10 protein-coding genes and 1 pseudogene are annotated in these 13,437 nt (G+C 41.1%); 8 read left to right on the forward strand and 3 right to left on the reverse strand.

Going from position 1 to position 13,437, the window contains the following annotated elements:
- Positions 1 to 12: 12 nt before the first annotated feature.
- Positions 13 to 156, forward strand: coding sequence for a DUF3134 family protein (locus tag UYK_RS26235; protein WP_235182342.1), 144 nt, complete (start codon positions 13 to 15; stop codon positions 154 to 156).
- 229 nt (positions 157 to 385) lie between these two features.
- Here the strand turns inward: UYK_RS26235 and UYK_RS0115875 are convergent, their stop codons facing one another.
- Entirely contained in the window at positions 386 to 1,363 is a 978-nt protein-coding gene (locus UYK_RS0115875) for a DUF1517 domain-containing protein (RefSeq protein ID WP_009454903.1), read from the reverse strand.
- A 314-nt stretch (positions 1,364 to 1,677) separates the two neighbouring features.
- Here UYK_RS0115875 and UYK_RS26240 point away from each other — a divergent pair, with 314 nt between their 5' ends.
- The 3 genes from UYK_RS26240 (at position 1,678) to UYK_RS24295 (ending at position 4,436) form a co-directional block, all read left to right on the forward strand.
- Positions 1,678 to 1,905, forward strand: a complete 228-nt coding sequence (locus UYK_RS26240; protein WP_146004492.1) for a hypothetical protein — start codon at positions 1,678 to 1,680, stop codon at positions 1,903 to 1,905.
- A gap of 101 nt (positions 1,906 to 2,006) precedes the next feature.
- The gene (locus tag UYK_RS0115880) at positions 2,007 to 3,239 is read left to right on the forward strand and encodes a glycosyltransferase family 4 protein (protein WP_009454904.1); all 1,233 of its coding nucleotides are present in this window, start codon (positions 2,007 to 2,009) and stop codon (positions 3,237 to 3,239) included.
- A gap of 747 nt (positions 3,240 to 3,986) precedes the next feature.
- Positions 3,987 to 4,436, forward strand: coding sequence for a hypothetical protein (locus tag UYK_RS24295; RefSeq protein ID WP_026086491.1), 450 nt, complete (start codon positions 3,987 to 3,989; stop codon positions 4,434 to 4,436).
- 79 nt (positions 4,437 to 4,515) lie between these two features.
- Here the strand turns inward: UYK_RS24295 and UYK_RS0115890 are convergent, their stop codons facing one another.
- Positions 4,516 to 6,024 carry a phenylacetate--CoA ligase family protein gene (locus UYK_RS0115890; protein ID WP_016871751.1) on the reverse strand — a complete coding sequence of 503 codons (1,509 nt, stop codon included), beginning with the start codon at positions 6,022 to 6,024 and terminating at the stop codon, positions 4,516 to 4,518.
- A 189-nt stretch (positions 6,025 to 6,213) separates the two neighbouring features.
- Here UYK_RS0115890 and UYK_RS0115900 point away from each other — a divergent pair, with 189 nt between their 5' ends.
- Entirely contained in the window at positions 6,214 to 7,923 is a 1,710-nt protein-coding gene (locus UYK_RS0115900) for a serine/threonine-protein kinase (protein ID WP_026086492.1), read from the forward strand.
- Positions 7,924 to 8,071: 148 nt separating this feature from the next.
- A pseudogene (locus UYK_RS24305) lies at positions 8,072 to 10,269 on the forward strand (protein kinase domain-containing protein).
- An 83-nt stretch (positions 10,270 to 10,352) separates the two neighbouring features.
- On the opposite strand, the gene UYK_RS0115910 reads toward UYK_RS24305, so the two are convergent.
- The gene (locus tag UYK_RS0115910) at positions 10,353 to 10,991 is read right to left on the reverse strand and encodes a Uma2 family endonuclease (protein WP_009454908.1); all 639 of its coding nucleotides are present in this window, start codon (positions 10,989 to 10,991) and stop codon (positions 10,353 to 10,355) included.
- Between the two features lie 361 nt (positions 10,992 to 11,352).
- On the opposite strand from UYK_RS0115910, the gene speD reads away from it, so the two are divergent.
- Both speD and UYK_RS0115920 read left to right on the forward strand, forming a co-directional pair.
- On the forward strand, positions 11,353 to 11,802 hold the full coding sequence (gene speD, locus UYK_RS0115915; protein ID WP_009454909.1) for an adenosylmethionine decarboxylase: 450 nt from the start codon (positions 11,353 to 11,355) through the stop codon (positions 11,800 to 11,802).
- A gap of 25 nt (positions 11,803 to 11,827) precedes the next feature.
- Positions 11,828 to 12,775, forward strand: a complete 948-nt coding sequence (locus UYK_RS0115920) for a fused MFS/spermidine synthase (protein ID WP_009454911.1) — start codon at positions 11,828 to 11,830, stop codon at positions 12,773 to 12,775.
- The last annotated feature ends 662 nt before the right edge of the window (positions 12,776 to 13,437 follow it).

Here is a 13,437-nt window from a genome sequence, read left to right on the forward strand (position 1 = left end):
TTTTTAGAATGGTTGCGAGATAGTGGTCGATTAATACCACGAGGCGAAGAGGAATATTATGCTTACGATGAAGAGGAAGAAGAAGAAATAGCTGAGATCGTGGGTCACGATACCTATAATTTTGAAGAAGAGACAATAGAGGAACTAGAGGATTAATATCGTGTCTGCTGAAACACTTATGTTACGCGTCGGGGTTGGTAATAGGTAATGGGTAATCGGTAATTGGTTTAAAACAATCTTCCCTACCAATTACCAACGACAAAACACGATATCGTAAGCAATTAACCGGATTTGATAAAGTTCTCTAAATACAAACAAAAAATGCTGGTAACAGAAACTTAAATCTATTGCCAGCTAATTTTTGCTTTTATCTTGACACAAACAATTAAACCAGTTTCAGTTCTGGATATTGTGCCAACACATCTTCACTAGTGAGGACATCGTTTTCTGCTTGCGGAGTCCACAGTACCTCAAAGGCTAACAACTGTTCACCAGGGATGCTGCCGATTTGACGTAAGGCTTGACGCAAATCATCGGCGTTGTTAATTTGTGGTATTTCAAATTTACCCAGAGTAGCTGCCAAGAGAGTCACAATAATGTATTCTCCAGGGCCTTCGGTGATTAGGCGAGTTGGGTTATCGAGTTGCTCAGCAGATGGTAAAGCCTGTTTGCGAGTTGCTTCTTTGAGCTGGTTGTTGACGTTAGACAAAGTTTCTTCGCTGAACTTGCTACGTTCTGCCAATACTAGACGATTAAATGTTGATTCTGCTGCATTTAAGCGCGCTTGTTGAGTACCACCACCTGCATATACCCAGTATTCTGGATGGCGGAGTAAAGCGAGGCTAGCTTCTTGCAATACTTCAACTCTACCCTCAGGAGAATTAGTATCAGCAGTTTCGGCTATGTAGTTAAGTTCTTGTTGCAACTCACGGGCGTTAGCTAATAAACCCACCTGTAGGCGGCTAATGGAAACTGTAGGGTTGCTGCTGTAGCCAACTTCATCACCACCACTAGCAGCACGGCGGAAAGACTGGACTAAAAAGCCAGCAATTGCCAAAAAAATCAACAGGCCAAATAATCCACCACCAAAACCAAACACCGGCACTACAAAAGGAAATCCAAATCCACCACCTGGGTAAACTGGGTAAGGAGCAGGATAGTATCCACCACCGGGAGGTGCATAAGTCCGGGGGGATGAGTAGCCACGACCACTGCTGGGCATTCGGAAAGAACCACCACCAATTCGACCTCCACTGGCTGCTAATGCTCCATCAGCATGACTCAATGCCAACGTGAACACCAAAAATAGGACGAACAGCGGTTTTAAAAGCCGTTTGAAGGCTTGTTGTAGTTTTTTATGCATAACACAGTCACTTGAAAAACGATATTGATTATATTTGTCCAAAAAGGTGGGATTTTTTCATGCTTGGTTGGTGACGCTAGCTTATACCCTACAGAGAGTGTGAAAGTGAAAGTAGCTCTCATCACAAGCTACATATTAAATTTATCGTTTCTTATCCTGTGTCCGCAGCTATCCTCTACGCTAATTCGGTCGCAATAACCGTACATCTTTGGAGATGGGGAGATGGGGGGCTAGGGGTTCCCACTTTGTGTGGTGGTGGGGTGATGGGGAGTAGAGGAATAACAACTAACTACTAACCACTGTAGAGACGTGCCATGGCACGTCTCTACAACAACCAACAACCAACAACCAACCATCAACCACTAACCAAGACAATTGACGATTCGGCATTTTGGCAGAACATTTTGATGGTATTTAGTTATTCTACTGAATACATCTATACCGAGTACATCATTACACTATTTCTTTGCGATTATGCAGCTAGGGATATAGCGATCGCAACTATAAACCCCAGCCCTACAAATTCTCCTAAGCATACTTAAGAGTTAAATCATAAAGTGAATATCAAATCTGGGGAGTGTGTTAAAAATGTGTAATGCACTGTTGAATTGACTGTGTTACAGCACTTGAGATTAAATTTCTGATGGAACATATTTCATCAAGGGTGGCGACGGTTGCAGAACAAACTGTATCTCCAAATATTCTTGTCGTATGCCGCACTTTTCTACCCAAGGAAGGCGGAATTGAGGAATATATATATAATCGCTGTTTGCAAGACACGGAAAGAGTTATTGTTCTGACCGCTAGTTGTGCAGGAGATAAAGCCTTTGATAAGTCACAACTATTTCCTGTTTATCGTTGGCAAACTCCCAAATCTTGGGGTCATAGTTGGAGTCAAAATATCCTCCAACCATTTCTAAATACAGTTTGGTCAGCTATCTTAGCAATAAAACTTTATTTTCGCTATCATTACCGCTACATTGAATGGGGTCACGGTTACGGCTTTATTTCACTGTTATTTTTAAGCTATCTTTTACCTATTCGATTTTTTATCTACCTGCACGGGGATGATATTTTATGTGCTTTACGTAATCCGATTATGCGATCGCTGTTTGCATTTACTTTGCAAAGAGCAGAAGGTATTGTTTGTAACAGCTGCTGGACCAGAGATTTACTGACTAGACATTTTGAAATCGATACCCCAACTCACGTCATCCATCCTGTAGTCAGAAGAAAAAAATTTGGCGTTGCAACTCCTACTGCAATTGATGATTTACGTATACGGGTACGCAATAGGCACAATATTCCAGAAAATGCAGTAGTCATTCTTTCAGTCGGCAGCCTACAAAAATATAAAGGCTTTGACTTGGTCATAGATAATTTGCCACTACTGCTAACTTTAGGACTAGATGTTCACTATATTCTTTGTGGACGAGGCCCTTATGAGTCAAAACTACAATCTCAGGTGCAACGTCTGCGGTTGGATCGGTGGGTACATTTTGCTGGATATGTTGCTGATCGGGAATTGGCTGGTTACTATGCAGCTTGTGATATATTTGCTTTGCTGACTTTATTCGATTGCAAAGCTAACAGCCACTTAGGTTTTGGCATGGTCTACTTAGAAGCAGCATATTTTGGTAAGCCTGTAATCGCCTCAAATATTGGTTGTGTCGCAGATACAGTCCGTCAAAGGGAAAACGGCTTAATTGTCAATCCCTATTCTGGTTTGGAAATATTTCAAGCTTTTCGCCAACTCTGTGAAAATCAGCAACTACGCGAACAACTTGGCCGTAGAGGAAAAATATTAGCTAACAAAAGAAGCTTGCACCGATGGCTTTATATTCCTGAGTCTCGTTATTCCTGTTTGCTGACTTAAAGAGTTTGCATGAGTATCAGGTACGAGCTGCTAAAAGTCTCAAACGGCATTGGATTTTAGTGTTTACAGCTTGTACTTTTATTCTTTGGCATAAGTCAAGTTAAGTGAATTACATATAGCATAAGGATAATCGTTACTACTTCTTAATATTTTTAATGTAAATATCAGTAATATTACTGTGTTACTTGTATATTTATGCGTATACAAATGAAGAGAGATATACAGTAAGAGCGTTAGCCTGAAAACTAAGGAGGATAGATGTAACTAGGGTTTTACACTTAGTTTATATCCCCTCCTTATTTCTACGTTAATGTAAAAAAATAATTAGACACAAATGTGTTGACGACCAGAACCTCGACTTTTGAAAAAGTTGGGGTTCTGGTCAAAAAATGTTTGTGACAGATAACCCACAAGCCTGGAGGGTTGTGACTCGGTTGTCAACCCAATACTTAATATTGCCTCTGAGGTTATTCACATACTACTTAAGTAATCATGGGCATAGAACAAAGTTTATATCATCAGATAGTGGAACGATAAAGAAGCGATCGCTAAAATTTGATGCAATATTCCCTTTCATCAATGATGACAATGAAAAATATTCGGATCTACTGTGCTGCCTATAAATCCTGAATTCAGGATTTCACTGCTAAGCAGTTAAGCATATAAAAAGTATTGTCCAGTGATATTAACGATATAAATACTTACTAAGTAATTTGTTTAACCTCAGTAATTATATTGTGTACAATCATGAATATTCGTAGTACTAGGTTGTATCTCCAAAGATTTCTTTTATATGTTGGCGTAGCGTGTGGAATATTGGGTGTAATAAACTCCGACACCGTATATTCCCAAACTAATTCTAGAATTTTTATACGAGTGACAGAACCCGCAGGTACTTATTTCAAAAGACGGGTTAACTGGTTTAGGCAGTCACCACAAATTACATCAAACTTACAAAGGTGTCGCGCTGAACTCAATGATGAATTTACGATCTCATCATACAGAAATCCAGTAGGTTTGCAACCGATTCGAGAGCGTAATAACAACTCTATTTATTTCGGTAACATCGAGTATCCTCAAGACTACTGGGAAGTAACTTTACAGAATGCCAGTGGTTGCCGAAATCAGGAAAATGCCAGTACTGGTCCCTGGTTTGTTTATAAAAATCATGTACAAATACTACAAGCTCCTCAGTAGTAAAGTGGGGTGATGGGGTGTGAGGAGTAGTAAACAACTACTAACCACTAACTACTAACAACCAACAATCAACCATCAACTACTTACGTGTATACCGATGCTTCACCCCCACTGGAAAATACTCTGAATCGCCTGTTGGCGTTAATGTAATTTGTGGCGTTTGGTACTCTGGGGGAACGTAGTTAGCAAATTCAGTGTTGAGGCGCAAAAGTTGGGTGAGAATCGAACCTGCTACGATTTGCGTTCTTGCAACACTCGCTTCTTCTCCTGGTGCTAGTTCTACGATCACAGATAAATATCGATTCTTGTCTGCATCTTCTTTTACCTGCATGACAAATTTACCCGTCACCCAATCTCTAATTTCGGGCTGCTCTAATCCCACAGTCACATTTTCTGGGTAAATATTTGCACCAAAGTAGGAAACTGTAAAGTTAGAGCGTCCGAAAACGTAAACAAAAGGCAAAGGACGCACACCCCTACCACCATGGGCTTGCAATTCAGTTACTGGATCAAAATTATACTGTGCTAAAAACTTGAGCATGACATCGTAAGTAATTATGCCACCAGTATCCAAAATGTTGTAACGCACTAAGGGAATACCGTTATCTCCAGAAAACACTAATGCTCCTTCTTTGACTTCAAAAAACCGAGTGATTGGGTCATACTGTACAAGGGTAGGTAAACGGGATTCTCCAAACAAAGTCCGCGCTGCTTCTGGATTTGCTGCTAAAAAACGACGAATACACACACTTAAGGGTGTTTCGTTACCTAATACACCTGCATCTGCTGTGCCGTAGAGTGAGGCAGAATCATAGCAAAGATGTTGAAAACCAACCCTTTCTCCTACCAAACTGCGCCATTCCTCACTAAATACCTCTCCTGCCATCACCAATTTAACTCGATACTGCTGCCACTCGATTCCCCGAGCAATACCAGTATCAATCACATCTTTGAGAAAAGGTGGGTATCCCAATAGCACAACTTGATCAAAAGCAGTACCAAGTGCCTGTACTACCCGAAGAATTTCTTCCTTATTATTACCTGGGGTAATTACCGTAATTGGATAACCTTTACTAGCAAGATAGCGACAGCAGTTGGTAGTGTACATTCCACCTACCCAAGTTCCCAAAGTGAAACAAATCACAGCAAGGGTGCGTCTAGTGTCAGCAGCAAAACTATCGTGAAATATTTGTTCAAAGCGTGTGGCAATTTGCAATTCATCGGTGAAGAAACGGGGCCAAAATGTTGGTTTTCCCGTTGAACCTGAAGAAACAGCAATCATGTCACAGCTAGAGAGCTGTCCGTAGCGGCATAAGTTTGCTAATGGGTGACGCAGTAAATAATTTTCTTTAGTAATCAATGGCAGAGTTTGGAAATCTGTAAAAGTTTGGATGGAATCAGGATTTATTGCTTGTTCTGCTAAGAAATTTTTATATGCAGGTACACTAGTAGCTACATCATGAAATAATGACAAAACCCTAGATTCGCCTTCAGTGTTGAGATGCTGTTGTATAAGTGTATCTAAAGGAGTATGTAAAAAATCTGCATATACGCTAGCTGCTCGTTGGCGTTGTGATTCAGTATTCATAGTATTTTGTTGGTTGGTGGTTGTTGTAGAGACGTGCCATGGCACGTCTGTGCAGTAGTTAGTCTTAGTGGTTGATTGTTAACCATCTCCTATGTCTCCCTTGTCCTGCTTCCAATACCCGATCCCTCCGTAATCACGGCTATCCTTGTTGTAGCTAATAATAAAACCCTTTACCAATTCTTCAGCACCATGCAAGTCTATTGCAGTAAACAACACGCCAATCATAGGAGTAACCGTTTTTGTACTCAGTGTGGTGAACCTTTGCCTATTCATCAAGGAGAAATTATTGCTAATCGTTATAAAATCATCAAGTTACTGGGACAAGGGGGTTTTGGACGCACTTATTTAGCGGAGGATAGAAAACAATCTGCTAAAACGTGTGTGCTGAAAGAATTTGCTCCGCAAGTAGAAGAAGAACAAGATTTAAAAAAAGCTAAAGAATTATTTGAGCGCGAAGCGAGTGTATTAAAAAAACTCCAGCATTCGCAAATTCCATGCTTTCACGCTTCATTACAAGCCAAAATAGGCAATCATGATTTTTTCTTTTTGGTGCAAGATTATGTGGAGGGTGAAAATTACTTGGACTTGCTAGAAAAACGTCTTGCCAAAGGACAAAGTTTTAACGAAGAGGAAGTAATCACACTCCTACAAAAAATTTTACCTGTGCTGTCCTATATTCACTCGCAAAATGTAGTTCATCGGGATATTTCTCCCGATAATTTGATTTGCCGACGTTCTGATCAACTGCCAGTATTAGTTGATTTTGGTGGTGTCAAACAATTACCAGCTTCTCAAGGTTTTTGGTTTACCCAAATGGGTGGTATCCGCACAATTTTAGGTAAAAAAGGGTACGCACCAGAAGAACAGCTACGCCAAGGGAAAGCTTTTCCTAGTAGTGATTTATACTCATTAGCAGTGACGGCACTAGTATTATTGACAGGAAAAGAACCACAAAAACTTTATGATAGCTATCAGGGTAATTGGTACTGGGGAAAGGAAATCAAAGTCAACCCCAAGCTAGAAGCTGTGTTAAAAAAAATGCTGGCTTATAAACCAAGCGATCGCTATCAAAACGCCAATCAAGTCCTTAAAGATTTAAAATCGCCCATCCCTATTCCGGCTGTCAATCCCCACATCACCAAACTCAAAACAATGGTGGTTGCACCAGGGCGAAAAGGTGTCAAAGCGCTAGCTACGAGATTCCATAACAAAACCCAAGCGATCGCCCAAACTTTATCTATGCCCGTTTGGCTGCGTCCTTTCGCAATGAGTATGATCGGCACAACTGTAGTTGCTTTGACTTTTGTCGGTTCTTGGGCGCTAGTAAGTGCCGTCATTCAAGGCGTATCATCAATTACTATTCCTACGATCACTCTCCCTAAATTACCTGATGGTTCCGATTCTCCTACTAAACCAGTGGGGGACTCTAGTAACAAAGAAGGAACCCGCATCAGCCAAATTTTAGATCGCCGCACCCGACTACAAATTCCAGAAGGATTTTTTATTCAAACAGTCGATCAAATTTTTTATACTAACAATCCAGAGCTTGTAGGACGTTCCCTCACCTCTGACTCTAAAGATGAAGCTTTGCGTCAAGAGTGGTACTCTACAGCAGAGGATCTATTAAAAAAAATAGAACAAGCTAAACTCAGTACCAACGCCCGTCGTCAATTAGGAACCTATAGCCGACGAAATTTACGAACTTGGCAGCAGCAAGCCCAAAACGGAGAGTTCGGTGACTATACAATCGAAGAACTCCAGAGAGAAACAAATCGAAAATTTGACCGATTATTTCCGGGACAACGCGGTAGAAATGCGAAACTGGATGAGAATACATTTGGTCAGATATGGTATGCGATCGCAGCCGATCAAGTAAGTAAACTAGAATCTGCTAATTAGTTCTTAGTTGGTGGTTGGTTGTTGGTTGGAAAACCCCAATCAACTAACAACTAACAACACAAAAGTTCTTAGTTGGTGGTTGGTTGTTGGTTGGAAAACCCCAATCAACTAACAACTAACAACTAATAACACAAACTGACAAAGGACCATGAACGTTTATTGCTCCAAAGGACATGAAAACCCGCCTGGTTGTCGCTTTTGTCTACATTGCGGCGAAAAGCTGGATGCTGCAAATCAGGGTATCCAACCGGGACAAACTTTGGGCGATCGCTATTTAGTTGTGCGTCAAATTGGTCAAGGAGGGTTTGGACGTACTTATTTAGCTGAAGATATCAACCGCTTCCGAGAACTGTGTGTTTTAAAAGAATTTTCTCCCCAAGTCCAAACAGCCTACGTTTTAAAAAAAGCAGAAGAACTGTTTCAAAGAGAGGCTACTGTTCTCTACAAGCTGCAACATCCCCAAATTCCGCGTTTTCGCGAACTATTTCGCAGTAATTTTGACGGTAAAGAGTACTTATTTTTAGTGCAGGACTATGTAGAAGGGCAAACCTATCGTTCGCTACTAAATGAACGTCTCCAAAAAGGTTTACGCTTTACAGAATCAGAAGTCATTCAGCTATTGTTGCAAATTTTACCGGTATTAGAGTATATCCACTCACTAGGAGTAATTCATCGCGATATCTCTCCTGACAACTTGATGCTTCGACCCAAAACCCCCCCAAACCCCCCCTTAACCGGAAGGGGGCTAAGGGGGGGTATCCTTACCAAGGAGGAACTGAAGAAGGGTTAAATCATTACTCAGAGGGAACTGAGGAGGGATTACCAGTCCTGATAGATTTTGGCGGTGTCAAACAAGTAGCAGCAGTTGTCGTCTCCCAATATTACCAACCTAACGCAGCTGCTGTGACACCAGCAGCTACTTTACTGGGGAAGTTTGGCTATGCTCCCCCAGAACAGATGCAAACAGGGCTAGTAGAACCTCATAGCGATCTGTATGCTTTAGCAGCAACAGCATTGGTGTTGTTGACAGGTAAACAACCGTCAGAACTAATTGATGATTACACCCTGGCTTGGAAATGGCGACGAGAAATTAACCTCAGTCCCACTTTGGGAGCAGTGTTAGATAAAATGCTCTCGCCAGTTCCACAACAACGCTATCAAAGCGCTCGCCAAGTCCTACAAGCCCTCAATCCATCGCCAGCCACTTATCCCCCCACTCAACCTCCCGCCCCAGTCCCCAATCCACCCACTACCGCAACCCTCGCCGTCGCCCCGAGTTCCCCATCTCCCCATCCTCCCACCCCATCTCCCACCTGGTGGACACCAGAGAAAATTATCGTGGTGTTTTTATTACTGACAACATCTGCTGTTGTTGCTGTGTGGGGAGGAAACACTTTGCTTTCATTACGTTTTGATGATGGTTCGGACGGTTCTACACCACAGCCAACACCAACATTCAGCCCCACCCAGCAACCCCTTGATCCCCTGGCCAAATATTCACCAGCAGAACGGGCGCGCAAAGAAAGATTACGCGATCGCCGTCAGCGTTTAGGTATTGATGAAAACTTTTATGTAAGTTTGGTAAATCAAGTATTTTGGGAGAATAATCCTAGTTTGCAACGACGCAGCCTCACAGATGAACCAGAGGATACACGATTACGGGCGCAATGGGACAAAACCGCTGAACAATTATTGCAAAAACTGACACTGTTGAGTTCAGAAAGCAGAAAAAATTTGGGTACCTACGGACGAGGCGATCGCGATCGCTGGAAAGTTGAAGTTAACAAACTCAATGTATCTAGCCGTGCTTTATATGATTTAGCAGATGCAGCATTCTTCCAACAATTTCCAGAACAGGAAAGCAAGAATTTTATCGATCAGCCCATCGGACAAGTTTGGCACGCTTTTGTTGCGGATAAACTCAGCACTATTCTTGCTAGAAGTGCTTTCGGGAAGATTAATTTTGATCCTAATACCACTACTAAAACCGTTAGCGGTAATCTCAGAAGTTCAGCAGGCAAAGTTTTCATCGCTGATTTGCGCCAAAATCAGTTAATGAAAGTGAACTTAGCAGCAAATCCTCAAGTTTTGTGGTCAATTTATTCGCCTACCGGGAAGTATCTGTTTTTGGAAGATTCGCAAAAGCGATCGTGGTCTGGGGAACTTCCAGAAAGCGGATTTTACGAGTTTGTAGTTGTGTCACGCAGTTCGCAGCCCCTTTCATATCAACTGACTTTAAATGTAGAAAATCCTACTCCCACCCCATCTCCGACACCAACTGATACTCCCACATCCGAACCAACACCGACACCTACATCTAGCGATACAGCCACACCTACACCGTAGGAAATGGAGAAGGTGGGATCTCCTCTGGGGATGAGGGGTAACGAAAATTAGGGATTAGATAAAGAGGTTTTTATTTCCTCGACTTATAAATTATTTTTTATCCAATTTTTAAAAGCTCTAATTGCTTGACTTCTACCAACATTGAGAGTTTGCTGGACATACTCATTCACTAATTCAATAATAGGAATATTAGGAAAATTAGGACTGAAATTAGCTTCTATATATTTTCCTTGTTCCAGTAGATTAATTTGTAATCCATTCTGTGTATATCGCCAAAGTTCAGGAACTCCTAACATTTCATAGTTATCAAAGTAAGTACGGGAAGTAATATCAATTTCTATTGCTAAATCTGGTGGGGGAATTATATTTAAATCTATGTGTTTTTTACCAATCACAGCAGCACAATTTTTGATATAAAAACAAGCATCTGGTTCCACGGCTTGCTTCATTAGTTCATTCTTGAGAGTCGTTGAGCCTAAAGGCTCAAAATCAATGTCTAATTCTTCCAAAAGAATCTTGACTAAATCTCCTATAATTTCTTTATCTTTTTCATGTTCTGGCAAAGGAACCATAAGTTCTAACCAACCATTGCTGTAAGAAACTCGTGCTGCACGTTTTTCTCCTAATTCTTCTAAGATATTTTCTAACTGCTGCCAGCTAATATCTTTGAGCAACATTTGTTGACCTGGTTTGACGATAACTTGTTGCAGTTCTAAAAGCATAGAGTTTTAGAGAGCATATTTCTCTATTGCTACATTTCATATACACCTAAATTGTAGTTTATGCTCTTTACTGGTTGATTGTTGTTCAATGGTCGATAGTCAACAGTCAAAGATCAATAATCATTATTTATCCTCCCCCGTTGTCCCCTTTTCCTTGTCTCCCCCTGTCTCCCGCGTACCTTCACGCCCCAAACCCTCATCCTGTGGCAATCTTAAAAATTTCTGCACTTATTTCTGTGTTTATGTAATAATTGTAGGTCTGTGCATAAAAGCATAAGAATCTCTAGTCTTGCAGCGATTTTAAATTCCAAGAAATAGCAAAATAATCTTGGAGGTTGATTTCTCGTTAGTTGTTGTAAAGGTGGAAGAATTGGAAAAGCAATCTTACCCCCCCGAGGAATTATCTTCGGTTCCTGTTGGCAGACACTGCATTCTCGAACTTTACGGCTGTCCAATCGATTTACTCAATGATATCGGGTTCATTAGAGAGGCTTTGCAAGCAGCTGCTAAGACAGCAAAGTCTACTCTGCTCAAAGAGGTATCATACCAGTTTGAACCCTACGGAGTAACCGCATTGGCACTTTTAGCCGAATCTCACATATCGATTCATACTTGGCCAGAAAACGGCTACATAGCAGTAGATGTGTTTACCTGTGGTCAACATACAAAACCGGAGAAGGCTTGCGAATACCTTATAGAGGCTTTTCAAGCCACTAGGCATGTAATCATGACACTTCCTCGTGGTAGGTTTTCACCGACTATTCAACCAACAATTAAAGAGTTGGAACAGACCCTACTGGTAAATACATGATATTGGAAGTAGAGAGAATAATCTTATGCCAGGTAGCGAAGTAGGTGCAGATTTTTGGGTAAACGAGTACATAACTCCTTGGGATATCTACGCTCATGGAGTAACGGCGGTACTTGCTTACCAGAAAACTGAATATCAAGAGATGTACATTGTGGAAACAGGAACCTACGGCAAAGCCCTAGTCCTGGATGGCAAGTGGCAATCTTGTACTGGGGATGAGTTTTTATACCATGAGCCCTTGGTTCACCCTGCGATGATTTTTCATGGCGCACCACGTAAGGTACTAATTCTTGGTGGTGGCGAGGGAGCTACAGCTAGGGAAGTTCTGCGATGGCAGACTGTAGACAAAGTAGTGATGATTGACATTGATGGCGAAGTGGTGGAAGCTTGCAAGCAACACCTAAGCGAAATGCATCAAAATGCCTTTGATGACCCACGCCTACATGTGGTAATTGCGGATGCGCTTGACTTTTTGGATACCACTGACGAGAAATGGGATGTAATCATCTCTGACCTTAGTGATCCGATTGAGTCAGGACCATCATTTCAACTGTTCACTAAAGAATACTTTGAAAAAGCCAGTCGCGTATTATCACCGAACGGGTTTTTTGTAGTCCAAGCAGGCCCGGTATCACCAGGAGAATTAAATCTCCATGCGAGGTTGGCAAAAACTCTGAATGCGGTTTTTCCTAACGTACAGTCCTACAGTAGTCACACCTGTACCTATGGCAGACCCTGGGGTTTTATCTTAGCTTCCCAGCTAGAGATAAATACCCGACCTGACCCAGAAAAGGTAGATTTGCTGTTGCAGACAAAAACTAGTGGTGGGTTCCGAATGTTTGATGGGATCGCGCTTTTAGGTATGCTGCATTTGCCACTGCATCTGAGAAGAGCGATCGCTACAGAAACTCAAGTCTATACTCTGGCTGAACCTCCCAAATTTTTTGGTCAGGGTCAGTTACAGGGAGTATGATATAGGGATTATATGGATTTAGGGATGTAGGAGTGTAGTTTAAGATTTGTCTTTAGACTCTTACATCCTTACTCCGTAAATCTTAATTTTAAAACTAAATAATTATCTTCAGGAATTACGCATTAGTAACGGAAAAACAAACCACAAAGGACACAAAGGACACAAAGCAAAGAGGCTTTCAAAGAGATTTTGCGTAAGTTCTACTCTTATTTAATACAAGGGCTGTTGTGTCAATTGATTCTGAAAGATAGGCTTTCAAAAAACTAATCAAGATAATTATTAATGAAATTCAGTAACTATAATCAATGACGTAAACAAAAACACATTTCAAATACTTTTTCTTGGAACTCAATAATGACTTATAATATTATTAGTGTAGAAGCCTCCTCGTCATATAGGATATAGAGGTTTCTGTTATGAGAGCGGGAAGATTTGGGTAAAATACTGCTTCAACAACATAGACTTATCAATAGCTTTTGATCTAATGGTACTATTCCTACCTGAATTTGAATTCAGGTTAAGCTGCTAATTCAAAGATAAACGCGCTACCAAGGAAAATATTGAAGATTAATCTCAGTTCAAATTAAGTATAAATGCTTATGAGAACAGAACGATCTTTTGGATGTAGAGTCTTTATACACCCAAAAATTTAAGTTTCGTAA

The organism is Fischerella thermalis PCC 7521 (assembly GCF_000317225.1).
GTDB lineage: Bacteria > Cyanobacteriota > Cyanobacteriia > Cyanobacteriales > Nostocaceae > Fischerella > Fischerella thermalis.

What these genes read in the sequence shown, in the direction of transcription:
- UYK_RS0115875 (WP_009454903.1), bottom strand. Translation starts at nt 1,363, where the DNA reads ATGCATAAAAAACTACAACAAGCCTTCAAACGGCTTTTAAAACCGCTG.
- UYK_RS26240 (WP_146004492.1), top strand. Translation starts at nt 1,678, where the DNA reads ATGGCACGTCTCTACAACAACCAACAACCAACAACCAACCATCAACCA.
- UYK_RS0115880 (WP_009454904.1), top strand. Translation starts at nt 2,007, where the DNA reads ATGGAACATATTTCATCAAGGGTGGCGACGGTTGCAGAACAAACTGTA.
- UYK_RS24295 (WP_026086491.1), top strand. Translation starts at nt 3,987, where the DNA reads ATGAATATTCGTAGTACTAGGTTGTATCTCCAAAGATTTCTTTTATAT.
- UYK_RS0115890 (WP_016871751.1), bottom strand. Translation starts at nt 6,024, where the DNA reads ATGAATACTGAATCACAACGCCAACGAGCAGCTAGCGTATATGCAGAT.
- UYK_RS0115900 (WP_026086492.1), top strand. Translation starts at nt 6,214, where the DNA reads ATGCAAGTCTATTGCAGTAAACAACACGCCAATCATAGGAGTAACCGT.
- UYK_RS0115910 (WP_009454908.1), bottom strand. Translation starts at nt 10,991, where the DNA reads ATGCTTTTAGAACTGCAACAAGTTATCGTCAAACCAGGTCAACAAATG.
- UYK_RS0115920 (WP_009454911.1), top strand. Translation starts at nt 11,828, where the DNA reads ATGCCAGGTAGCGAAGTAGGTGCAGATTTTTGGGTAAACGAGTACATA.